Source organism: Litorilituus sediminis (assembly GCF_004295665.1).
GTDB lineage: Bacteria > Pseudomonadota > Gammaproteobacteria > Enterobacterales > Alteromonadaceae > Colwellia > Colwellia sediminis.
On sequence record NZ_CP034759.1, the window covers coordinates 3,135,057 to 3,159,299 of the forward strand.

Here is a 24,243-nt window from a genome sequence, read left to right on the forward strand (position 1 = left end):
TACAGAATGGCTACACCAGGAATGGCTTCTCAAAAGGGAAGTACAGGCGCAGGCGGTTTGTCTGAGCTAAAACAAAGATTGTGGTTCGTATTCGTAGCATTAGTAGTGCTTCGTTTAGGTTCATTTGTGCCAATCCCTGGTATTGACGCCGCTGTATTAGCTCAGTTCTTTGAACAACAAAAGGGCACCATTGTAGAAATGTTTAACATGTTCTCTGGTGGTGCACTTGAGCGAGCCTCAGTATTGGCATTAGGTATTATGCCGTACATCTCAGCTTCGATTATTATGCAATTGCTAACGGTAGTTCATCCTGCCATGGCAGAGCTTAAGAAAGAAGGTGAAGCTGGACGTCGTAAGATCAGTCAATACACACGCTACGGCACATTAGTTCTAGCAACAGTACAATCAATTGCGATTGCTAGAAGTTTACCGGAAATGATGCAAGGCCTTGTTATTAACGCTGGCTTTGGTTTTTACTTTACTGCGGTAGTTTCTTTGGTTACTGGTACCATGTTTTTAATGTGGCTAGGTGAGCAAATTACTGAACGTGGTATTGGTAACGGTATCTCTATCATAATTTTCGCTGGTATTGTTGCTGGTATGCCTTCAGCTGTTGGTCAGACAGCTGAGATGGCGCGTCAAGGTGAATTGCACTTATTAGTATTATTGCTAATTGGCGTTGTGGTATTTGCAGTAACTTTCTTAGTAGTATTTGTTGAGCGTGGTCAACGTCGTATCGTTGTCAATTACGCTAAACGTCAGCAAGGCCGAAAGGTGTTTGCTGCACAAAGTACACATTTACCGTTGAAAGTGAATATGGCTGGTGTAATCCCGCCAATCTTTGCCTCAAGTATTATCTTGTTCCCGGGCACGCTTGCGAGCTGGTTTGGACAAGGTGACGGCCCAGTTGCTGATTTCTTACAAGGTATGTCAGGTGCTATGTCTCCTGGTCAACCTTTGTATGTAATGATGTTAGCTGCAGCAATTATATTTTTCTGTTTTTTCTACACGGCATTGGTTTTCAATCCGCGTGAAACAGCAGATAACTTGAAAAAGTCAGGTGCGTTCATTCCAGGGATTCGTCCGGGTGAACAAACATCCAAATACATTGATAAAGTAATGACACGCTTAACCTTAGCTGGTGCGTTGTATATTACCTTTATTTGTTTGGTTCCTGAGTTCATGATGATAGCATGGGACGTTCAGTTCTATTTCGGTGGTACTTCACTACTGATTATTGTTGTTGTAATCATGGACTTTATGGCACAAGTACAAACGCATATGATGTCTCATCAATATGACAGTGTACTTAAAAAAGCAAACTTAAAAGGTTACGGCCGATAGGCCGGGCTGATTTAGTTAACGGAGTATAAAATGAAAGTACGTGCATCCGTAAAAAAGATTTGTCGTAACTGTAAAGTGGTAAAGCGTAAGGGCGTTATTCGCGTTCTTTGTAGCGAGCCAAAGCACAAACAACGTCAAGGTTAATTTTAACCTAAGCGAAAGCTAAATCTTTTAGAACTGGCATTATGCAGATTTTTCTGTATAATGCCGCTTCGATTTGCGAAAAAGAGTCTGGTTGAGTATCCTAACGGGCTTTTCAACCAATTAATTTTAAATTTTTATAGGAGATGTGTTAGTGGCCCGTATCGCTGGCATTAACATCCCTGATCGTAAGCATGCAGTAATCGCCATTACTGCGATTTACGGTATCGGTGCAACACGCGCAAAAGCTATTTGTGCAGCAACTGGTATCGCAGAATCAACGAAGATCAGTGAATTAGACGAAGCTCAAATTGATTTGCTTCGTGCAGAAGTGGATAAATTCACCGTAGAAGGTGATTTACGCCGTGAAGTTTCAATGAACATTAAACGTCTTATGGACTTAGGTTGTTTCCGTGGCATTCGTCACCGTCGCAGTCTTCCTCTACGTGGTCAACGCACTAAAACTAATGCGCGCACACGTAAAGGTCCTCGTAAGCCAATTAAGAAGTAAGAGGAACTAGACAATGGCTAAAACACCAGTTCGTACGCGTAAACGCGTAAAAAAACAAGTTGCTGATGGCATGGCTCATATCCATGCGTCTTTCAACAACACAATCGTGACTCTTACAGACCGTCAAGGTAATGCATTATCTTGGGCGACTGCAGGTGGTTCAGGTTTCCGTGGTTCACGTAAATCTACACCTTTTGCTGCGCAAGTAGCTGCAGACCGCGCTGGCGCTGCTGCAAAAGAGTTTGGCTTGAAGAATATTGAAGTGTTCGTTAAAGGTCCAGGTCCAGGTCGTGAATCTGCTATCCGTGCCTTAAATGCTGCTGGTTTTAAAATCACCAACATTACTGACGTTACCCCTATTCCTCATAATGGTTGTCGTCCTCCTAAGAAACGTCGCGTTTAATAGGAAAGTTGGAGAAAGAAAATGGCAAGATATTTAGGTCCTAAGTTAAAGCTTAGCCGTCGTGAAGGTACAGATTTGTTCCTTAAAAGCGGTGTTAGAGCTATTGACACTAAATGTAAGATCGAAACAATCCCAGGTCAGCACGGCGCACGTCGCGGTCGTTTATCTGACTATGGTGTACAACTTCGTGAAAAGCAAAAAGTTCGTCGTATGTACGGCGTTCTAGAGAAACAATTTAGTAACTACTACAAAGAAGCTGCTCGTTTAAAAGGCAACACAGGTGAGAACTTGTTACAACTTTTAGAGAAGCGTTTAGATAACGTAGTTTACCGTATGGGCTATGCAAGCACTCGTGCTGAAGCTCGTCAATTAGTTAGCCACAAGGCTATCGTGGTAAATGGCGTTGTAGTTAATATTCCATCTTTCACTGTTAAAGCTGAAGATGTGGTTTCTGTTCGTGAAAAGTCTAAGTCTCAAGCGCGTATTATCGCTGCAATGGAATTAGCTGAGCAACGCGAGAAGCCTGTCTGGTTAGAAGTAGATAGTAAGAAACTTGAAGGCGTGTTCAAACGTGTTCCAGATCGTGCTGACTTATCTGCGGAAATTAATGAACAGTTGATTGTTGAACTTTACTCTAAGTAGAGTTGCACTTTAAGAGAGGACATATATGCAGGGTTCTGTAACCGAATTCCTTAGACCACGCTTAGTAGGCATTGAAACCGTTAGTGCTCGTCGTGCTAAGGTAACTTTAGAGCCATTAGAACGTGGTTTTGGTCACACTTTAGGTAATGCGTTACGCCGCATTCTTTTATCTTCAATGCCAGGTTGTGCTGTAACTGAAGTTGAAATTGACGGTGTATTACACGAGTACAGTAGTAAAGAAGGTGTTCAAGAAGACATCATCGAAATATTGTTAAACCTTAAAGGGCTTGCAGTTATTTTAGAAGGCAAAGATGAAGCCGTTCTTACCTTAACTAAGTCTGGTGAAGGCCCTGTAACGGCAGCTGATATTCAACATGATGGTGATGTAACTATTGCAAATCCAGAACATGTTATCTGCACCTTAACAGGTGAAGGCAGTGTCAGCATGCGCATTAAAGTTGAAATGGGACGTGGTTATGTTCCAGCTTCTGCGCGCCGTGATGCCGAGGAAGAAGATCGTGCTATTGGCCGTTTGTTAGTTGATGCTTCATTCAGCCCAGTAGTAAGAATTGCTTATGATGTTGACTCTGCACGTGTTGAACAACGTACAGACTTAGACAAATTAGTATTAGACATGGAAACTAACGGTACGTTAGATCCAGAAGAAGCTATCCGTCGTGCTTCAACCATCCTAGCTGAACAGTTAGATGCGTTTGTTGAATTACGTGATATTAAAGAAGTTGAGCAAGTGGAAGAAAAACCATTGTTTGACCCAATCTTGCTTCGTCCAGTTGACGATCTAGAACTAACAGTTCGTTCAGCTAACTGTCTAAAAGCAGAAGCAATTCAATATATTGGTGATTTAGTACAACGTGCTGAAGTTGAGCTTCTTAAAACACCTAACTTAGGTAAGAAGTCTTTAACTGAAATCAAAGACGTTTTAGCGTCTCGTGGTTTGTCTTTAGGTATGCGCCTAGAAAACTGGCCACCTGAGAGCATTGTTGACAACGACTAGTTCGGTCATCGTTATTTTTAATAGTTTGAGAGAAGGATTAACTTATGCGTCATCGTCATAGCGGTCGCCAGTTAAACCGTAATAGCAGTCATCGCCAAGCGATGTTCCGCAATATGGCAAGCTCTTTAGTTAAGCACGGCGTTATCAAAACGACTGTAGCTAAAGCTAAAGAACTACGTCGCGTTGTAGAGCCATTAATTACTTTGGCTAAAACCGACACTGTAGCAAATCGTCGTTTAGCGTTTGCTCGTACACAAGATAAAGAAGTAGTAGGTATTTTATTCAGCGAACTTGGTGAACGTTACCAAGAACGCCCAGGTGGTTACACTCGCATTCTTAAATGCGGTTACCGTACTGGTGATAAAGCGCCTATGGCTTACGTTGAATTAGTAGACCGCCCAGCAGTTGAAGAAGTTGCTGAAGAAGTTGAAGAGTCAACAGAAGAAGCTTAAGCTTTTGCTTAAATTCTGATTAAAAACCGAGCCATGTGCTCGGTTTTTTTATGGTTAATGAAAAATTAACACCACTTGACCTAAAGGTTAATTCCCCGTATAAATTGTTCCATATTCTTGAGCGTATTTGAGTTCATATCCATGTCTTCTAGAAATCCAATTATTGCCGTAACAGGTTCTTCAGGTGCTGGTACTTCAACTACTACCGCAGCATTTGAGCATATCTTTAGAACATTAGGGATCACATCGGTTAATGTTGAGGGTGATAGCTTTCATCGCTTCTCACGCCAAGAAATGGATATGGAAAAGCGTAAAGCGAAAGAGGCTGGCACTAACATTAGCTACTTCGGTAATAAGGCCAATGATTTTGATGCCTTAGAGCGCTTATTTAAAGATTATGGTGAACATGGTAAAGGTAGAACTCGACGTTACCTACACACCTTTGATGAAGCCGTACCTTATAACCAAATGCCGGGTACTTTTACCCCTTGGGAAGAGTTAGGTGAGGGCACGGATCTTTTATACTACGAAGGGCTGCACGGCGGCGTAGTCACCAAAGATAACAATGTTGCCCAGCATGTCGATTTACTTATTGGTATGGTGCCCATTGTAAACCTTGAATGGATTCAAAAAATCATTCGCGATACTAATAAGCGCGGCCATAGCCGAGAGGCGGTAACAGATAGCATAGTGCGTAGTATGGAAGACTATATCTCTTTTATTACCCCGCAGTTTTCACGTACTCATATTAACTTTCAGCGGGTACCTACAGTGGATACCTCAAACCCGTTTAGTGCCAAAGCGATCCCAAGCTTAGATGAAAGCTTTGTTGTTATTCGTTTTCGTGAAGTAAAGAACGTCGATTTTCAGTATTACCTGCGTATGATTGATGGTTCTTTTATGTCGCGCGTCAGTACCTTAGTTGTACCAGGCGGCAAAATGGGCTTAGCAATGGAGTTAATTCTCACACCGCTTATTCGTGATTTGATGGAACGCAAGACACAAGCAAACAAGCAGCTAGATTGGATGAGCGACCTTTAAATCTTAGCGTTAATCACCAAGGTTATATTTGTCTAATAACCTTTGATAGTAGCCGTTTTGGTACAGTTTCTTTAATCGCTCATCAAAGAGCGAGATAATATTTAGCATAGTCGCGCCATCTGATTGCGCTGGAGTAAAGGCCATATAAATAGGCGCCTTAGAGACACAGCCGGCAATACGGTACTTATCCGCTTTTCCTATACTTGCTAATACATATTTGGTGGTGTTTTTAGTAAAGAGAAAGGTGTCCATACGACCTTTTTCTAACTTTGCTAAGCTCTGATTAACATAGCGCTCGTGGTAAGGTTGAAACTGAAATTGTTCAGGGTGGGCATTGACATAATCGTTTAGCTCTTCTATTGACGTATCGTTAGCAATACCAACCTGAATACCTTTTAATGAATCAATACCCTTATATTGCCATTTAGAGCCTTTCAGTGTGAAAAAACACATCTGCTGAAAACCGACTTCTGTCTCTGGGTAGAGTAAATGTGGCGCTTCGCTTTTAGCAGGTGATAGCAAGGCATCTGCTTTTCCTTGACTGACATTTTTTATCGCTCTAGACCAAGGAAAGATTTGAACGCTTAGCTGATATTCAGTATCTTTAAATACTTGTTCGACTAGCTCGACAATATAACCTGGTTTTTCTTTATCAATACATATCTGCGGACACCAATCAATGGCATTAACCTCAATGATTTCTTGCTTGTTGTTTGAGTAGGCTTTAGCAGCATTAGAGGCTAGTAGTAAGCTGAGGGCAATAAGCCCTTTTAATGACCTTTTGAAGGGAAGTGTATAACCTTGACTTGGAGTCATATGTATTTATATATGTAAGAAATAGCTAAGATGAAAATATTACCTTAATTGATATAATTAGAACAGCGATATACGAGTTGTATCGTAATGTTTAGCCTACCTTGTAGATAATAATATGACAACAGCATTACCTTCATCCCCTAGCTATCAGCTAGCATGTGACATTATTGACAATGAACCACTTGCATTTTGGTTGCCTCTATTAGTTAACATTCAAAACCAATACCGCTTAGGTGAAGGAGAATGGAGCCGGGTAGCAGATGGCGCTAATGCCCTGTTTGAATTTGAGCAAGGGTATATAGTTAAGATTGTGCCGCCAAATTGGTTGCATCAAGGCGAAAAAGAAATTGCCGCAGATGAGCTATTTAAGCAAAGTAAGTCAGATTTTCCATTAAATAGGCCAAAGATAATCGCATTTGCTGATCACAACGGCTGGTTATACATCTTGATGTCTAAATTACCTGGTACATGCTTAGCTTCTTTATGGCCAGAATTGACAATGGATAACAAGATGCTCATTATCAGGCAGTTAGGGGCTTATATGCGTTCATTACGGGCATTAGCTAATCATGATAGTAAAGTACTGACAGTACGCTGGCATAAGTATGTGCAATCCCTTAAAGAAAACTGTTTGCAAAGGCATCAAAGAAATAATTTGTCGAGTGAATTGTATGCGCAAGTTCTGCCATTTGTAGAGCAACATTTAGCTGATTTGCCTGATGCAGCTAGCATGTTTGTTCATATGGATTTGCACCCTGGAAACCTTATGGTTGAACACAAGCAGGGGAACTGGCACTTAACTGGCGTGCTGGATTTTGGTGATGCGCTATTTTGCCATGGGCCTTGGCTTGAAATTTTGACGCCTATTTGCTTTATGGCTCAAGGTGATTCTGAACTTTATAAAACTCTGCTGAATAGCTATGGTTTGATAGATGGAGTTGATATGAATCAATTGCAGAATGCTATGATGGCTTTAGCTCTAGTCAGGGAAGCTTCTAATATTAATTTTGTTATGCAGCAAGTTCCTAGCTGTATTGGCATGCGAAACTGGGAACAAATAGCGCAACAATTGTTCCCAGCAATTAACCTGGGTTAAGCGTTAATTATTTTAAAATCATGGCTAATATTGACTTTGCCTGCGAGCATTAAGGCGACAGAGCAGTATTTATCCGCAGAAAGTGCTACAGCGCGTTCTACATGTTTAGCTTCAACATCCGTACCTGTGATCACAAATCGCAAGTGAATGTCACTAAATAGCTTAGGTACTGTATCAACGCGAGTGCCAGTAATTTCTACTACACAATTGCTTACTTGCTGACGTGTTTTCTTTAGGATGCTGACTACATCGACTGATGAACAACCACCAAGCGAGAGTAAAACATTTTCTAATGGGCTGGGAGCTAGTGCGCCACCATTGGCATCAAGCACTAAGGTGTGCCCGCTTTCAGAGGTGCCCATAAATAATTCTTCGCCTAGCCATTTTACTGTTGCTTTCATTGTTTCAGTCTCTATAAAAATGTGGAAACAATTATTCTACCTAAGGCAGAGCTTGATCACTAGTGAAAGCCATAGCGTTAGTTGTTTTGGTCACGGTTAAGTAATATTTATTGCAAACTATTGATGACATTATCAAAGAGGTTTTTGATAAGGCCAGCAAACTCTTTTATAAAGCTTGCTTGTTCAGGTGTTACTGGATTATTGATGACGCCCGATAGAATTTCTTCCAAGTCATAAACAATAGCATCCACTTCGCGAATAATGGCATTACGCTCGTTAAAACTTAGACTTTCGTTTTGGCTGCATACGGCAATGATTTGCTCACTAAGCTCTATTTCTATTAATTCCATAACAGATGTTGAGTTTTGAGCCGCGTTATTAGAATGCTCAAATAAGCTTAAATGCTCGGTAAGGTATTCGATTATATGGATATATCCTTCAGTGTCTGTAACCATAACTAATTAACTTTGACCCTTAGAAGATTTATGGATGCTAGATTGAGTATAGCAGTAACTTATACCAATTGAATGAGCAAAGCGTTAATTCACTTGGTATTATTTTAGTTTATCGACAATATCAAGAAAATATGAACATTTGTTCGATAAATCATGATTAATTTATATCATTGCAGAAGATATTTTGACAAGCGCTTACCAGCTATTGGCCTCTTGGCATTGTTTTAAAGCAATAAAAAAGCACCTAGTGCCTTGGTATAGACATAGGTGCTTTAAAAGGGCTAGCAGCCGTGTACCGCTACTTTAACGAGATACGTGTACCTTTATCGCCTTTGCCGGTGGCAACGTCAAGGAAAGCGCCTTTAATTTGCGGGCCAACTATGGCAATGTTTTTTACGCCATCGGCTAGCACAGATAAGGCTTCTTCAACTTTAGGGATCATACCACCTTGAATAACACCATCGTCAATAAGCGCTTTAGCTTGCTCTGCATTAACTTGAGCAATACGTGTATCTTCCTGACTTAAGTCATGGTAGATAGCGCCTATCGCCGTAGTTAATAACAACAAATCAGCCTTAAGTGCGCGAGCAATCTGTACCACAGTGGTATCAGCATTGATGTTAAATATGCGACCTGAGTCTGCTTCAACACCTAATGTGGCAATTACAGGCACTAAACCTAGCTCTGTTAGGTTGTCAAGTAACTCAGCATTAACGCTAGTTACATCACCCACTTCACCAAAGTCAATTGGCTTATCACCAGCACCAGACATCACTCTAGGTGGACGCTTAGTAGCAGTTATAAGTTTGCCTGAAGCACCATTACAAGCAAAGGCATTAACGCCAACGTGCTGTAACTCTTGCGCAAGACTCACATTAACCTCACCGCAGATAGCTTGCTTAACAACCAGTAAATCAGCTTCACTGGTAATACGTCGACCAGCAACCTTGTTTGGCGTTAAACCATGCTTTTCTTGTAGTTCGTTAACCTGAGGACCACCGCCGTGTAATAAAATCACGCGCCAGTTTGCATCAACAAGGTCTTTAACGTTAGCGGCAATACCGCTACGTTCTATTTCACCTTGTAGTACATCACCACCAACTTTTACTACCGCAATTGGTTGGCGTTTTGATACTGAAGTCATATCTAACTCACTCAGTTGGCTTATGGCCAAATGCCTGGTTGGTCAAGACCAAATGAAGCATCTTTACCTGTCATTAGGTTGAAGCTTTGAATCGCTTGACCTGCACCACCTTTAACTAGGTTATCGATAGCTGAGATACATGCCAGCGTACGCTTACCTGTTTCTTCATCAATACGCACGCTAATGCCTACTTCTACACGAATAGTGTTCTTAACCGCTACTACTTCAGGGCTTTGACCTAGTGGCATTACGATTACACTACGGTGATCAGCATAATATTCTTCGTATAGCTTTTGAATATCATCTTCAGAGAAGTTTTCAGGTAAATCTAACTGAGAAATAGCTAAGATACCGCGTACTAATGGCGCAGATACTGGGATAAAGTCTAATGAGGTATTGCTTGCACCCGCTTTACCTAACGTTTGTAAAATTTCAGCTCTGTGTTGATGCTGTAATGTTTTATAAGCTTTTAAGTTGTTGGTACGAACTGGGTGGTGAGTACCTTCAATTGGGCGAACGCCTGAGCCAGAAGAACCTGTCATAGCAACAGTGCGTACATTGCTATCGACTAAAATACCTGCTTTTGCTAAAGGTAATAAACCAACCGCAATACCAGTAGCAAAACAACCTGGGCTAGCAACGTGCTGTGCTGTTTTAATCGCTTCAGCATTTAATTCTGGCATACCGTAAGTGAAGGTACCTAAACGCTCTGCACATGGGTGCTCTGGTGCGTAATCGCGAATGTAGTCATCTAAACTATCTAGGCGGAAATCACCTGATAAATCGATAATGCGTACGCCAGTGTCAAATAACTCCATTGCTACTCGAGCAGTGATGATGTGAGGCATAGCAAGGAAAACAATGTCGGCACCAGCTACACATTCTTGTGGCGTAATGTCTTGGATAACTAAATCTGTTTTCTCAAGGCCAAATAAAGAGCGGTGTACTTGACCAATAGTTTTACCTACATAGTCTTTACTTGAAACACGTAATACTTCCACATCGTCACGGACAATTAAGTGGCGAAGTAATTCAGCTGCGCCGTAGCCTGCGCCACCGATAATTGATACTTTAGTTTTGCTCATGAGTTTCCTCTTCTTTTCAGTGGTTAATCGCTATATTTGTGTGATGCGATTAACTAATGACCGGTCGTTAAAGCGGACCAGTATGACGCTTGTGTAATTAGCTTATAGCTGGCAAGGTATTACCATTAACGCCGCACGCTGGTTGATACCAACGTTAGCATTAGGAAATACAATGCTTTCACCTTCATGGCTTGTTTGGTAATTTTGCTCATCTTCAGCTAATAAGGTACCTGCTGGATAGTCAGTAAAATTACTGACATCATCGGCAACGTTTAGCTTAAAGTTGTCAGTGTATTTAGTGATATCGCCCAAGACTTTAAACAGGTTAAAATCTGCATTATCAAATGCTTTTAGTTTGAGATCTTCATTGCTAACAAAGGCTGAAAGCGTATTGTAAGCATCGGCAAATTTAGACATGTCATTTTCACCAAAGCCTCTTACCTTACCTAGCTCTACCGTAAAGGCATGCGCTGAGAAGTTAGCGCTGCTGTAGTAAGAAAAGGTGCCGCTGGGTGCATGACCAAATAAAATAGTATTTACGCCACAGGCACGCATAAAGGCAAGTTGCTCTTTGTCCCAAGGCTTGTCACCTTGATATGGATAAATAGCGAACTTCTCATGTTTTGACGGCCTAATGGCGGTATGTAGATCATAGTGATAGGTTGTTGCTGCATTTGGCGCAAAGTTACTACCAACATGGTTAAAGAAATTCCTGACGTAGCTTTCTAATTTTTCTGCTCGCTCTTTTTCATAACAAGGCGCAATATCTTTGTATTTACCGCAAAATAAGCGATTTAAGTTTTCCACAGAAAAACGTTTGCTTATATTCATTGAAACGGGGTTACCAATAATGAATAAAGTACGGTGAGCAACTTTACGCTGCCCTTGTACTATGTCTTTAAGCATTTGGTTAACAATTTCAATTGGCGCGGTTTCATTACCGTGAATGCCAGATGAAATAACAATATTTTTTAATGGCTGAGCTAGCTCATTTGGCTCGATAACTAACACCCCAGTATCAAGTAACTTGGCGGTTGCTTGCTCAAGAGAAAACATTAAATCAGCATTCTCTTGGTTGGTTAAGCCTTGCTCGAACGGCTGGGTTAGCGCAAGAAAGTCACCGGTTTCTTTAAAGGCATTAAAAGCTTCTGTAAATTCTACCGAAGCAGCATCAATTAATGAGGTATTGGTAGTCATTAGAATGATAATCCCGGGCTTAGTGATTCAGGTAATGCAACTTTTTCAACTTCAACAGATGAAATAGGGAATGCACAGTAATCAGCTGCATAGTAGGCACCAGCTCTGTGGTTACCACTTGCGCCAATACCGCCAAATGGTGCTGCACTGTTTGCGCCAGTGGTTGGACGGTTACGGTTAACAATACCTGCACGAATGCGAGTTAAGAACTTGTTCCACAAGTCTTCACTATCACTTAATAAACCCGCAGATAAACCAAAACTGGTATCGTTTGCTTGTTCGATTGCTTGGTCAAAGTCGCTGTAACGATACACTTTTAATAACGGACCAAAGTGCTCTTCATCAGGAATGTTAGCAACATTAGTGACTTCAACAATGGCTGGCGTAACAAAACCAGTATTTGGTGTGTGCTGCATTTCTACTAACACAGTACCACCTAAATCAATCAGCTCTTGTTGTGCTGCTATCATGCCCAATGCCGCTTTTTCTGAGATAAGTGAGCTAACAAAAGCATCTTCATCATCATAAGCACCGCTTTTAATTTGTTTAGTTACTTCAACTAAACGCGCTAAAATGGCATCGCCTTTGGCATTGTTTTCTAAAAATAGTCGTCTAGCACAAGTACAACGCTGGCCTGTCGTAACAAAGGCTGATTGAATAATATCGTGAACAGCAGCATCGACATCGTCAACATCTTTAACAATCAACGGGTTATTACCACCCATTTCTAAGGCAAGTATTTTACCCGGCTGACCAGCAAATTGCTGATGCAATAAGTGACCCGTTGCCGAGCTGCCAGTAAAGAATAAACCATCAATACCTTTATGACTTGCTAGCGCTTTACCCGTTTCAACTTCACCTTGCACTAGGTTGATAACACCTTCTGGTAAGCCTGCTTTTTGCCAAAGCTTCATAGTGATTTCAGCAACTAACGGCGTAAGTTCACTTGGTTTAAATACCACGGTATTACCTGCTAATAGCGCTGGCGTGATATGGCTATTGGGTAAATGTGCAGGGAAGTTGTATGGACCAAACACAGCAACAACGCCGTGTGGCTTATGACGAATATAGGCTTTAGCACCAGGCATAGGGTTTTCAACTGTACCAGTACGTTCTTTATATGCGCGTACTGAAATACCAACTTTGCCGATCATAGCGCCAATTTCTGTGCGAGTTTCCCAAAGTAAACGACCGGTTTCTTTGGCGATGGCAACAGCGAGTTCTTCTTTATGCTCTGCTAATACTTCAGCAAATTTCTCAACAATGGCTAAACGGGCATCAAATGATAAATCTGCCCATTGATAAAATGCTTGGCGAGCTGAAGCGATCGCGCTATCTACTTGCGCAGCAGATGCAGCATTGCCTTGCCAAAGTACTTGGTTATCAGCAGGGTTAGTTGAAGTAAATAATGGTCCTTCGCCTTTTAGCCAAGTACCTTGAATAAATTGTGTTTGCTCTGACATATTTGCTCCTAAATTCAGTAAGTGAGTGCTAGTTCGCTACTAGACGAACCCAGTCGCCTTCTTGAACCATTAAGGCATTAGCAACATCTTGACTGATAACCACTTGCTCAGCCGTTGCGCGTAGTGATACTGGCGCTTGTGTTGCTCTAAAGTTACTTACTTGAGTATTACAGATAATGTAATTTTCTGATGACTGTACTTCGCCAATAATGACTTGGCAGCGTTTACTATGATTAACCGTTTTAATGTTATGCACGTTAGCTTCAACGGTTGGACCACCGTCAAAAATGTCGACATAACCTCTGCGAGAGAAGCCTTCTGCTTCGAGTAAACGCACTGCTGGTACAGTGTGTGGATGCACTTGGTTTATCACAGCTTGTGCTTCTTTGCTGAGTAAATTAACGTAAATTGGGTATTTAGGCATTAATTCTGCGATAAAGACTTTTTTACCTATGCCAGTTAAATAATCAGCGGTTGGGAAATCCATAGAGAAGAAGTGCTCTTCTAACCACTCCCAAAATGGTGAACGGCCATTTTCATCGGAAACACCACGCATTTCGGCAATAACGGTATTAGCAAAGCGCTCTTGATGTTCGCTAATAAATAAAAAGCGAAAACGAGAAAGAAAACGACCATTGTTGTTCTTGCGGTGACTTTCACTTAAAAATAGCGTGCAAATTTCAGTCGCACCAGTGTAGTCATTACAAAGTGACAGGGTTTCTACCGTATTGTAAATGTTTAACTCGCGTGAGTTATGAACAACTTTGCCTAAGTGGTAATGATAAAATGCATCGTCTAGACCAACAGCGGCTTCAATGCCACTTGTGCCAACTACTTCGCCTGTTTCGGTATCTTCCATAACAAATAAGTAGCCTTCATTACCTGGGGAGGTTACATCTTTTGCAAAGGATTCTTCTGTGTGGGCAATACGGTTGCGTAGTAGTTCTTCATTTACCGGTAGTGATGTAAAGCCATGACCTGACTCTACAGCAATACGATATAAAGCGTCATAATCGCTTTGTTGGATAGGACGTACGATAATCATAAAATGCTCTCAAAGGGTGCCGCGGGGAAAAGAGGATTCATGCCCAAGTAATTGGGCATGAATAATAGCTTAAAGCAATGAGATTAGCTTGCTAATTTAGCAACAGCTTTTTCAAAGCGTGCTAAACCTTCAGCAATGTCTTCATCAGGGATCACTAATGAAGGAGCAAAACGAACAATATTAGCGCCAGCAACAAGTGTCATTACACCTTCTTCCATTGCTGCAACTAAGAAGTCTTTTGCTTTACCTTGGTAGTTTTCGTTTAATACGGCACCAATTAATAAACCTTTACCACGAACTTCTGTGAATACGTTGTACTTTTCGTTGATAGCATTTAAGCCGTCAACGTAAAGCTGATGCTTAGCTTTAACAGCGTCGAAAACTTCTGGTTTGTTTACCGTATCTAAAACAGCTTCACCTACCGCACACGCTAATGGGTTACCACCGTAAGTGCTACCGTGAGTACCAATTTTTAAGTGCTTAGCAATATCTGTAGTCGTTAGCATAGCGCCGATTGGGAAACCGCCACCTAGGCCTTTAGCTGAAGTTAAGATATCAGGTGTTACGCCTAATTCTTCGTATGCATATAAGCTACCTAAACGGCCAATACCTGTTTGTACTTCATCAAAAATTAATAGTGCGTTGTGTTGATCACATAATTCACGCACACCTTTAACAAATTCTGGTGTAGGAGAAACGATACCACCTTCACCTTGAAGAGGTTCCATCATAACAGCACAAGTTTTGTCTGAGATAAGTGCTTTTAAGCTATCTAAGTTGTTGTATTCTGCGTGATCGATTGCACCTGGCTTAGGGCCAAAACCATCAGAATAAGCTGCTTGACCACCAACTGTTACCGTAAAGAATGTACGGCCGTGGAAACCTTGTTTAAAGGCAATGATTTGTGATTTCTCTTCACCGTGAACATCTAATGCCCAACGACGAGCTAGCTTTAATGCCGCTTCGTTAGACTCTGCGCCAGAGTTTGAAAAGTAAACTTTGTCAGCAAAAGTGTTGTCGACAAGTTTTTTGGCTAAACGTAATGCTGGCTCGTTTGTCATAACATTTGATAAGTGCCAAATTTTCTCACCTTGCTCTTTTAATGCACTGACAAGTGCTGGGTGACAATGACCTAAACAATTTACCGCGATACCACCAGCAAAATCGATAAATTCTCTATCTTGTTGATCCCACACTCGAGAGCCTTGACCACGCACTGGAATAACCGCTGAAGGTGCGTAGTTTGGCACCATTACATCATCAAATAATTCGCGACCAACAGGAAAATGTTCTGACATTTTAAAATCCTCAATAATAAGTGGGTAAAGTTTTAAATAGTAATATCAATACAGCTTACTGCATTTTTGTGACAATAGTTAAAAAGCAGTAAAAAAATAATCATTAAAGCTTAATGATTGGGACTAAACTATTTAAAAAATAGGCGCACATTATGACAGATTTAATCAGTTTTGTCTTGTTTGAATACGCTCAAGCCCAGATAAAACAAAGGCTTGAGGTGATTTATTCATTTTAACTGAATATTTATAGATAGGATGAGATTTAGCCAATGAGGGGAATTTGTTAAGGGCTAGGCGCTTGATGAAAATCAAGGCTATTAGTTATGCTTTTCATAAATAATCAGAAAAAAAATGCTAAAAATTGCGATTTTGAAGCGATATTAGCTGAAATTCAGCTTAATGTGATCGATATCGCTCTTTTTAAGTAGGGTAATTTCACTGGGTGATAATTTTACGCTGCTAAGTAAGGCTTTAGTTTCATCTGCATCGATTAAATCATCTTTTGCTAAACTGCGAAAAACAACAAAGGCTTTGGCTTTTGCCACGAGTTGTGCAATAGGGCACATTTTGTCAATACTTTGTGCATAGGCTAAATCAAACACAGCTTCGGTGATTTGTAGGCGTTCAAAATGCATTTGCTCAATTAAATCGGCAGATAATTTGGCACTACGCATAATAATTTGCTCTAGCAAAATATCAGGCGATGCTTCTATTTGTACTAAGACATTATGTAAGCGTTTATCTTTATCGTCATACGCCTTTCTAAGCTCAGCGGTATGCATTTCGTGAAAGGTGGTAAGGAAACAGCGTGTTACAGCAAGCTGACCAATATTTGATAGCATACCTGTGGTAAAGGCACTAAAGGTGTCCATGTCTTTATCGCTAGCGAGCGCCTTTGCTGCCAGCGCTACAGATAAACTGTCGTTCCATAGCTTACGTTTCATTAAACCATAAGGGGCAGTGCTGTTGGGTAACCAGTGTTTTAGAATAAAGGTTGGCATAACTAACTTTAAGTTATCTAAACCTATATAGCTAAGGGCTAGCTTGCCGTCGGTTACTTGTACATCAGCTCTTTTACGGTACTGGGGTTTATTGACTAAATTAATTAAATCGTTTGTCAGCCAGCTTAAAGAGCCGGCTAGCGGGTAAATTTTATTAATAGAGGTAGCACGTTTGGCCAGCATTTCTAATATGGTTGGCGCAGCATCTTCTATACCTAGAACACTATGATACAAGTGCGCTTTATTATCAAAGTCACTATTAATTTGGCTATTTACTTGATTATAAAAAGTGCCCATGATTTGCTGGCGAAAGTGTGCTTCACCATGATCGGCAATGATTTTTTCTTGCTGAGCTTGAACTTCAACATCAAGTAGCTCTCTACGGCGGTTTTCTTGCTCACTGTCTTGGTGCTCTACTGTATCTACTTTGCCGCTAAGTTGTTCGGCATAGTCTTTACTTATCGCAAGGCTGATGGCGCGGCGATAGATAGATAAAAGAGAATCAGAGGTTTGAAATATTTCCATAGAGATTAATTAATATGCGCCGTCAGTATTTTGCTATAGATTCTTTAAGTTTATCGGAAAATCTTGATTTTCCTTAATGAAGTTTTGTAAAAGTTGTGCGCCTTGCTCAGTTAAAATAGACTCTGGGTGAAATTGTACACTAGAAATTGGCAGGTGTTTATGTTGCAGCGCCATAATTTCATCAAACTGACCCTCATTATCAAGACTCCAGGCGCTAATTTCTAGCTCGTCGGGTAATGTTGCCGAATTTACCACTAAGGAGTGATATCGTGTCACGGTTAATGGCTTAGGCAAGTTGGCAAATAGGCCTTTTTCTGTATGCTCAATAGCACTGGTTTTGCCATGCATCACTTGTTTGGCTTTTTCAACGGTTGCGCCAAAATACTGTGCGATACATTGATGGCCTAAGCAAACACCTAAAAGAGGAATTTTTCCTGCAAAGTGCTTAACAACATCAAGCGAAATACCAGCACTGTCTGGATCACATGGGCCAGGTGAAATAACCAAATAGCTTGGTGCAAGTGAGATTATTTCCTTGATACTAATTTCATCATTGCGATAAACATAAACCTCTTCTCCTAGTGCTTGAAAGTAATGCACTAAATTGAAGGTGAATGAATCGTAATTATCGATCATTAAAATCAAATTAAGTACCTATACATCTCAAGAAAAAAGCGCGGCTATTCTAATGTTTTTAGTGAGGGCTGGCAATTACTGTGCAGGCCTTTTATTTACAGGCATAAAAAAAGTAAGGAGCCGGCGTGTGTTCCAGCTTCTTACTTTTAGTGGAGATGATTTACTTTTAACTGCTGTGTTTAGAATTTAGCAGTCATTTGTACCCATACTTTGTCGGTATCAGTTTGAGCTGTTGCATTGTCGCCTTTACCGTAAGCTGCATACTTAACTAATACACCGTAGTTTTTGTTAAAGGCATATTTAGCAACTAAATCGATTTCATCACCGTAATCAACACTGCCTTCATCAGATGAGAAGTCATGGTAAGTAGCAGATAATGCTACGCCGCCAAGTTTACCTTTAGCTGTTAGGTAAATATCTTCTAAACCGTTACCAGGAGTGCCTAAGAATTTATCAGCCCAACCGTTGAACTTATGTTTAGTTGCTAGTGGTGTGTTAAAACCAACACCATTATCGCTACCTAATAACTCATAGCCACCTAAAACAGTAACCGGGCCAAATTTAGAGCCTACTTCACCGTTTAAGTATAAAGCCGTGTAGCTATTTGGGTTATCACCATTATCACTTTGTGAAGCAACGCTAGCATTAACAAAAACAGGACCAAACTTACCGTTATAAAGACCACCGTAAGTGCTGCTAGAGTTAGCATGAGCTGTGTCGTAATCTAAGATGTAAGTGAACGCTGCAACCTTGTGTTGCTTGTTGAATTTGTAGGTAGCATTAACTAAATGGAAGTCACCACCAACGTTACCACCTGTGATGCTGTTGATATTGTGAATATAGCTATAATCTACAGCGAAGTTTTTACCTTTATATTGCGCACGAGCACCGTCATAGGTTTGCTCGTTTTGACGCCAGCCTACACCACCAACAAAACGCTCGTTGTTATGTAAAACACGTTGACGACCAACAATGGCACTAAAACCATTGTTTGCATATTTTACGAACGCTTGGTTTACATCGGTACCTTCTGGATCCGCAACTACAGGGTATTGGCCATTGCTGCCACCAGGAACGTTATAGTCATCAACAAAGGCATGCACTTTGTCAACTTCTAAACCGAGTGAGAAATTTTGGTATGAACCGGTTTTTACTGTGATACGGCTTTTTAATGTGAGCGCATCAGCATTTTTTTCAATGCCATCTTGGTCTACGCCTTCATAACGAGCGCGGAAGTTTACATTGACTTTGCTATCTGAAAGTGCGGCTGTGATGTCTTTACCGTGTGCTGTTTCGCCAGCCATTGCAGGTGCTGCTAGAATAGAGGCAGCGACTAGAGATAATGCAAATTTACCTACATTTGTTTTCATAATAATATCCTAATTTCATGTTTTGTAAAAAATATGTTATTCGGTTTTTATTGTTATTATTGGTAACCATGCTTCGCTAACTGCGTCGATTCTTGCACCGCGCAAGCAAAGATAGTTTGATTTAAATCAAGTTGTTAAAGTAAGTTAACTAATAGATGATTTAACTTGATATACATCAAGTTTTTCTACTACTTTAGTCGAAAAAGTTAATTCAACAAATGAACTGCAATTAAAAACAAGACTAATACTCTAAATGTAAATAAGTATTGTTTCTTAACATGGGTCTTAGTTAAGTTATTGTTTGTTAGTGATATTTTTTGAGTTTAACTGTCGGGGCTAAAATACTAATACAGCTAAGTCACTTAACTATTTCGGCAAAAAATTAAATTTTCTAAGAAGAGGTTTTTTTATGAGCAAACTGTTAAAGTAATGCTCATTAAAAATGTGTACTATTAAGTGTCAAGCTCACGGTATTAATCTTTATCGCTGTTAGGCTAGCAACTGGTTTTATTTTGCTAGTTTAGCTGTAACTCTGCTTTTATCACGGATGAAAATATCTTTGTTTAACTCAATACTAAATAAATTAATTGTGTTGTTATGGCTATGTTCGTTTATGGGCATGGCACAAGCGCAGGTGACGATTGAAGGTGTTGAACTTAAAGACTACAGTAAAAATATTTATTTAAAGCCCTGGCATAGTTATCAGCAGTTAGTTGCTTTACCAGATACGTACCCAGCGATGGATAAGCAAACTCATTTGTGGTGGTTATTGCGAAAAGCTGAAGCAGAGCACCTCCTTTACTTATATCCCCAATATGTTGAGACAGTAACCGCCGCTGAGCAATTACTTGTCGATGCAAGCAAAGATGATTTTAGCAGTGAACAAGTGATCAGTGTAAATTTGTTTTTGGGGATTTATTTTCAAAAAGAAAGCCGCTATCAAGAAGCAAGACAGCGACTCACTTTAGCGCTTGAGCAAGCAAAAGCGGAAAATTTATCTTACTTATTTATTCGCTCTAAGCAAGAGTTAGCATATACGCTTAGTTTAACTGAACACTATGAGGCGTCTTTGTCAGATATGCAGGCGGCTTATATTGACGCTTTTGCTCTTAATGATGAGTTTTTAATCGCAACCATTAATGAAGTATACGGAGCGATTTATGGCTATATGCAAGAATATGGCAAATCTATTGAGTATTATCAAAAAGCATTAAAAAGCTATCAATTATTAAATTATCCAAGTTATACCGCAGAAGCTTACAATGGTTTAGCGGCAACATTTCGTTATTGGCAGAAGTACGATAAAGCAATTGCATACTATAAAAAATATCGACAAGTGGTTAGTCAATTTCACAGTGGTGAAATATTGTATTTTGCTGATTATGGCTTAGGTATGTCTTATGCCGAAAAAGGCGACTGCCAGCAGGCAATTATTGTTATTGATAGAGCACTGCAGCTAGATGGTCTGATTGATTATGATGCTGAGTTATTAAAGCGCAAGGCGCAGTGCCTTATTGCTTTAAATGAACTGGAACAAGCTGAACAAGCCTTAAAGCGCGCTAGTGATATCTTTGCGCAATTGCCTGAGCTGACTAATACGCGCTGGCAAATTGAAGTCGATAAAATAGCATCAAGCTTGGCTTTTGCTCAAGGTGATGGCAATAAAGCCTATCAGTTATTATTGGCTTATCATGAAAAGAATAACGCTTTATTAGAAGCTAAGTCATCTGAGCGCTTAGCAAAGCTTAGAACTAATTTGGAAATGGAGCGACAAGGTGTGGAAAGCTCGTTGCTCAAACAAAGAGCCAAAGTGTTAAAGCTTCAGGTTGAACAGCAAGAGCAAAAAAATCAGCTACAAAGCTATATTATTATTATGGCGGGTATATTAGTTATTTTTGCTGCCTTTGTCTTGGTGATGCAGCGTAAAAGCCATGAAAAGATTCAAGCTTTATCTGTGATAGACCCACTATCTAAGTTATTCAATCGCCGTTATATTTTTAATTATTTAGATCGTTTTTTAATAAACTCGTCTGGCAGTCGCGGTAGTATTGCTGTGCTGTTAATTGATATTGATGATTTCAAATTGATTAACGATCGCTATGGTCATCCTTTTGGTGATTATGTCATTCGAGAAGTTGCTGATATTGCTCAAAAAACTTTTAGAAGTGAAGATGTGCTCGGGCGTATTGGCGGTGAAGAGTTTATGTGCATTTTATCGCGTTTAGATATTAATCAAGTGATGGATATTGCCAATAGGCTTGTTAGCCAAGTGGCAGAGCACGAGTTTACTGATGAACACAAACAAGCGGTTAAAGTCACCCTAAGTATCGGTGTTGCCCAACGTAGTGACACGGCACCTGATAGTGAAAATTTATATGCGCAAGCAGATAAAGCCTTGTATCAGGCAAAACATAATGGCAAAAACTGTGTAATACAATATCGTCAGCATATGCGTCACCCCTACCAAAGTTCGCAAACTTAATCAGCTAAACTCAATTTCTGCTTTGGTGACTAGTACAAGTGCACCAGCGATAAACAGCCATATCTTATTGTGCGCCATTTTGGTGCAACCTCAGCTTTTACTACGTCACTCTAACTCTTAACTGGCTGATTAATAGCCTTATTTTCTTTTGGCATGTCAATTGTATTGTTTATATCAGTCAGATTGAACATGTTATTAGAGGTCTAAATGAAAATAATAAACGCAATAATAAAGCCATTTAAATTAGACGATGTGCGGGAAGCGATATCGGAAATTGGTATTGAAGGTATCACTGTTAGTGAAGTGAAAGGTTTTGGTCGCCAAAAGGGACATACTGAGCTGTATCGTGGCGCAGAATATCAGGTGGACTTTCTACCTAAGGTTAAATTAGAAATTGCTGTCAATGATGATGTTGTTCAACGCTTAGTCGATACTATAGCTAAGGCGGCCTATACCGGAAAAATAGGTGATGGCAAGATCTTCGTTTATGACTTAGCGCAAGCGGTTCGTATTCGTACTGGCGAGCAAGATGCTGAAGCAATTTAATTAGGAGGTATTATGGAACAAAATATTTTTCAACTTCAATACGCCATGGATACCTTCTACTTTTTGGTTTGTGGTGCTTTAGTTATGTGGATGGCAGCTGGTTTTTCTATGTTAGAAGCCGGCTTAGTTCGAGCAAAAAATACCACAGAAATTTTAACGAAGAATGTCGCATTGTACGCTATTTCGTGTATTGCCTATTTAACCATAGGTTATGACATCATGTATGGTGGCGGGGTATTTTTATCAGGTATCGAGACTGTTGACCCAAGTAAAGTCTTAGCAGATTTTTCTGCGCGCGAAGATGGTTTTACTGGCAGTGCAATTTACTCTGCCGCATCTGATTTCTTCTTCCAGGTGGTCTTTGTGGCAACGGCCATGTCAATTGTATCTGGTGCTGTTGCTGAACGTATGAAACTTTGGGCATTTTTAGCCTTTACTGTTGTGTTGACCGCTTTTATCTATCCAATGGAAGGTAGTTGGACTTGGGGCGGAAATGCGGTGTTTGGCTTATATACGCTCGCTGATTTAGGCTTTTCTGACTTTGCTGGCTCAGGCATTGTTCATATGGCAGGTGCTGCTGCAGCACTAGCCGGTGTGTTATTACTGGGAGCTCGTAAAGGTAAATATACTAAAGATGGTAAAATTAATGCGATTCCTGGTGCTAATTTACCACTTGCTACCTTAGGTACATTTATTTTATGGATGGGCTGGTTTGGTTTTAATGGCGGCTCAGTGTTAAAGCTTGGTGATATTGCTAATGCTCACTCAGTTGCTATGGTATTTTTAAACACTAATGCTGCAGCTGCTGCCGGTGCTGTATCAGCACTTATTTTTGCTAAAGTTTTGTTTAAAAAGGCAGATTTAACCATGACATTAAATGGTGCGCTAGCAGGTTTAGTGGCAATTACCGCAGAGCCTTCAACGCCGACAGCTATTCAGGCGACATTATTTGGTGCCATTGCTGGTGTGATAGTGGTTTTGTCTATTTTAGCGTTAGACAAGCTGCGTATTGATGATCCTGTTGGTGCTATTTCAGTGCACGGTGTGGTTGGTTTGTTTGGCTTATTGATAGTGCCAATTACCAATACTAGCTCTACTTTTGTTGGTCAGATAATTGGTGCTGCTACCATCTTTGCTTGGGTTTTTGTAACTAGCTTTATTGTTTGGTTTGCTTTGAAAAAGATCATTGGTATTCGCGTTAGCGCTGAAGATGAGTATAGCGGTGTTGATCAAGCAGACTGTGGTATGGAAGCATACCCTGAATTTACTTGAGTTTAATGCTTCATTGCTAATATAAGAAAAAGCAGCCTAGGCTGCTTTTTGTCTTTTACTTGTTTATTTTTTTCGCAATAAAGGCAAGCTTAGTAAAGCTAACAGCCAATACATAGCGCCACCACCAGAGCTTGGCTCAGGTTGCGTTGGTGGAGTGACTTGATCAATTAAGGTGTTTTCAATCTTAGTTAAATCGGCATCTGTTACCTCAGAAGAGTCAACAATAGTAATTTGTTCAACTACAACAAAGTTTTCTAAACCAGGAACCGCTTTATCTGTACATTCTTGGCTAGTGTAATCAACCATAGGAATATCGTTTAAGCCATTGTTGTTACATAATTGCAATGCTGAAATTTTTTCAAGCACGGCCATACCATCACCGATAACTTGGCCAAAAACAGTAAAACCACCATTTTGAGTGTCTAAGTTATTGCTGTTATCTTGTAAATTAAAGAACCATTGGTTTGAAGCACTATTGACAATGCCACCAAGCTTGGCCATGGCAATGGTGCCTTTAACATTTGAGTACACAGGTTCGTTATTAATTGCGCCATTACTTGCTAATGAGCTTAAAGGCCAATCACCGGCAAATTCAAAGCCACCACCTTGTACTACAAAACCGGGTACAGCTCGGTGAATCAGGCTATTGGTATAACTTTGCTCATTAACGTAATTTAGAAAGTTATTTACGGTAATAGGTGTTGTTTGATCAAATAGGTTTACCTGAAAGTTACCTTGAGAAGTTTGAAATTCGACGATGGTTGCTTGAGCGCTGTTCAGTGAGACAAGGCTGTAGCAGCATAATAAACTAGAGATTACTTTTTTTAACATGGGCGTTGAATGACATAGTCTTGGTTAAATT

General features: G+C 40.3%; 25 protein-coding genes. 12 read left to right on the top strand and 13 right to left on the bottom strand.

Annotated features, from left to right (window positions below; all coding sequences use genetic code 11):
* Positions 1-6 precede the first annotated feature (6 nt).
* The 8 genes from secY to EMK97_RS13995 all read left to right on the top strand — a co-directional run bounded on the left by secY (position 7) and on the right by EMK97_RS13995 (position 5,549).
* Positions 7-1,344, top strand: a complete 1,338-nt coding sequence (gene secY / locus EMK97_RS13960; protein WP_130603188.1) for a preprotein translocase subunit SecY — start codon at positions 7-9, stop codon at positions 1,342-1,344.
* 30 nt (positions 1,345-1,374) lie between these two features.
* A complete protein-coding gene (gene rpmJ, locus EMK97_RS13965) occupies positions 1,375-1,488 on the top strand; it encodes a 50S ribosomal protein L36 (RefSeq protein WP_130603190.1) in 114 nt (37 codons plus the stop codon).
* Positions 1,489-1,639: 151 nt separating this feature from the next.
* A complete protein-coding gene (gene rpsM / locus EMK97_RS13970) occupies positions 1,640-1,996 on the top strand; it encodes a 30S ribosomal protein S13 (protein ID WP_118959319.1) in 357 nt (118 codons plus the stop codon).
* Between the two features lie 13 nt (positions 1,997-2,009).
* Positions 2,010-2,399 (top strand): 30S ribosomal protein S11, encoded by a 390-nt coding sequence (rpsK, locus tag EMK97_RS13975; RefSeq protein WP_070375058.1) that lies wholly within the window; start codon positions 2,010-2,012, stop codon positions 2,397-2,399.
* Positions 2,400-2,420: 21 nt separating this feature from the next.
* Positions 2,421-3,041 carry a 30S ribosomal protein S4 gene (gene rpsD, locus EMK97_RS13980; protein WP_130603192.1) on the top strand — a complete coding sequence of 207 codons (621 nt, stop codon included), beginning with the start codon at positions 2,421-2,423 and terminating at the stop codon, positions 3,039-3,041.
* Between the two features lie 25 nt (positions 3,042-3,066).
* Positions 3,067-4,056, top strand: coding sequence for a DNA-directed RNA polymerase subunit alpha (locus EMK97_RS13985; RefSeq protein WP_130603194.1), 990 nt, complete (start codon positions 3,067-3,069; stop codon positions 4,054-4,056).
* 44 nt (positions 4,057-4,100) lie between these two features.
* Entirely contained in the window at positions 4,101-4,508 is a 408-nt protein-coding gene (gene rplQ, locus EMK97_RS13990) for a 50S ribosomal protein L17 (protein ID WP_130603196.1), read from the top strand.
* 141 nt (positions 4,509-4,649) lie between these two features.
* Positions 4,650-5,549, top strand: coding sequence for a phosphoribulokinase (locus EMK97_RS13995; RefSeq protein WP_130603198.1), 900 nt, complete (start codon positions 4,650-4,652; stop codon positions 5,547-5,549).
* A 9-nt stretch (positions 5,550-5,558) separates the two neighbouring features.
* Here the strand turns inward: EMK97_RS13995 and EMK97_RS14000 are convergent, their stop codons facing one another.
* The gene (locus EMK97_RS14000; protein WP_130603200.1) at positions 5,559-6,365 is read right to left on the bottom strand and encodes a substrate-binding periplasmic protein; all 807 of its coding nucleotides are present in this window, start codon (positions 6,363-6,365) and stop codon (positions 5,559-5,561) included.
* 115 nt (positions 6,366-6,480) lie between these two features.
* On the opposite strand from EMK97_RS14000, the gene EMK97_RS14005 reads away from it, so the two are divergent.
* Positions 6,481-7,461, top strand: coding sequence for an aminoglycoside phosphotransferase family protein (locus tag EMK97_RS14005; RefSeq protein WP_130603202.1), 981 nt, complete (start codon positions 6,481-6,483; stop codon positions 7,459-7,461).
* On the opposite strand, the gene EMK97_RS14010 is transcribed toward EMK97_RS14005, so the two are convergent.
* From EMK97_RS14010 to EMK97_RS14060, 11 genes are all read right to left on the bottom strand, one after another.
* The gene (locus EMK97_RS14010; RefSeq protein ID WP_130603204.1) at positions 7,458-7,862 is read right to left on the bottom strand and encodes an OsmC family protein; all 405 of its coding nucleotides are present in this window, start codon (positions 7,860-7,862) and stop codon (positions 7,458-7,460) included. The genes EMK97_RS14005 and EMK97_RS14010 overlap by 4 nt on opposite strands.
* A gap of 107 nt (positions 7,863-7,969) precedes the next feature.
* Positions 7,970-8,317 carry a DUF3802 family protein gene (locus tag EMK97_RS14015; RefSeq protein ID WP_130603206.1) on the bottom strand — a complete coding sequence of 116 codons (348 nt, stop codon included), beginning with the start codon at positions 8,315-8,317 and terminating at the stop codon, positions 7,970-7,972.
* A 298-nt stretch (positions 8,318-8,615) separates the two neighbouring features.
* Entirely contained in the window at positions 8,616-9,461 is an 846-nt protein-coding gene (gene argB, locus EMK97_RS14020) for an acetylglutamate kinase (RefSeq protein WP_130603208.1), read from the bottom strand.
* 20 nt (positions 9,462-9,481) lie between these two features.
* Positions 9,482-10,546 (bottom strand): N-acetyl-gamma-glutamyl-phosphate reductase, encoded by a 1,065-nt coding sequence (gene argC / locus EMK97_RS14025; protein ID WP_130603210.1) that lies wholly within the window; start codon positions 10,544-10,546, stop codon positions 9,482-9,484.
* A 102-nt stretch (positions 10,547-10,648) separates the two neighbouring features.
* Positions 10,649-11,743 (bottom strand): succinylglutamate desuccinylase, encoded by a 1,095-nt coding sequence (astE, locus tag EMK97_RS14030; protein WP_130603212.1) that lies wholly within the window; start codon positions 11,741-11,743, stop codon positions 10,649-10,651.
* Complete coding sequence (gene astD / locus EMK97_RS14035; RefSeq protein WP_130603214.1) at positions 11,743-13,206, bottom strand: succinylglutamate-semialdehyde dehydrogenase; 1,464 nt, start codon at positions 13,204-13,206, stop codon at positions 11,743-11,745. Before astD ends, astE begins: the two co-directional genes overlap by 1 nt.
* Before the next feature lie 28 nt (positions 13,207-13,234).
* Positions 13,235-14,251 (bottom strand): arginine N-succinyltransferase, encoded by a 1,017-nt coding sequence (gene astA, locus EMK97_RS14040; RefSeq protein WP_130603216.1) that lies wholly within the window; start codon positions 14,249-14,251, stop codon positions 13,235-13,237.
* Between the two features lie 83 nt (positions 14,252-14,334).
* Positions 14,335-15,549: an aspartate aminotransferase family protein gene (locus tag EMK97_RS14045; protein ID WP_130603218.1), complete on the bottom strand. Its 1,215-nt coding sequence runs from the start codon at positions 15,547-15,549 to the stop codon at positions 14,335-14,337.
* Between the two features lie 380 nt (positions 15,550-15,929).
* Positions 15,930-17,075: an HDOD domain-containing protein gene (locus EMK97_RS14050; protein ID WP_130603220.1), complete on the bottom strand. Its 1,146-nt coding sequence runs from the start codon at positions 17,073-17,075 to the stop codon at positions 15,930-15,932.
* A gap of 33 nt (positions 17,076-17,108) precedes the next feature.
* The gene (locus EMK97_RS14055; protein ID WP_130603222.1) at positions 17,109-17,720 is read right to left on the bottom strand and encodes an anthranilate synthase component II; all 612 of its coding nucleotides are present in this window, start codon (positions 17,718-17,720) and stop codon (positions 17,109-17,111) included.
* Positions 17,721-17,890: 170 nt separating this feature from the next.
* Positions 17,891-19,081: an alginate export family protein gene (locus EMK97_RS14060; protein ID WP_130603224.1), complete on the bottom strand. Its 1,191-nt coding sequence runs from the start codon at positions 19,079-19,081 to the stop codon at positions 17,891-17,893.
* 559 nt (positions 19,082-19,640) lie between these two features.
* Here EMK97_RS14060 and EMK97_RS14065 point away from each other — a divergent pair.
* The 3 genes from EMK97_RS14065 to EMK97_RS14075 all read left to right on the top strand — a co-directional run bounded on the left by EMK97_RS14065 (position 19,641) and on the right by EMK97_RS14075 (position 23,381).
* The gene (locus EMK97_RS14065; RefSeq protein ID WP_170176769.1) at positions 19,641-21,563 is read left to right on the top strand and encodes a tetratricopeptide repeat-containing diguanylate cyclase; all 1,923 of its coding nucleotides are present in this window, start codon (positions 19,641-19,643) and stop codon (positions 21,561-21,563) included.
* A gap of 207 nt (positions 21,564-21,770) precedes the next feature.
* Positions 21,771-22,109, top strand: a complete 339-nt coding sequence (gene glnK / locus EMK97_RS14070) for a P-II family nitrogen regulator (RefSeq protein WP_130603228.1) — start codon at positions 21,771-21,773, stop codon at positions 22,107-22,109.
* A gap of 12 nt (positions 22,110-22,121) precedes the next feature.
* A complete protein-coding gene (locus EMK97_RS14075) occupies positions 22,122-23,381 on the top strand; it encodes an ammonium transporter (protein ID WP_130603230.1) in 1,260 nt (419 codons plus the stop codon).
* 63 nt (positions 23,382-23,444) lie between these two features.
* On the opposite strand, the gene EMK97_RS14080 is transcribed toward EMK97_RS14075, so the two are convergent.
* Positions 23,445-24,212 (bottom strand): peptidylprolyl isomerase, encoded by a 768-nt coding sequence (locus EMK97_RS14080; protein WP_130603232.1) that lies wholly within the window; start codon positions 24,210-24,212, stop codon positions 23,445-23,447.
* Between the last annotated feature and the right edge of the window lie 31 nt (positions 24,213-24,243).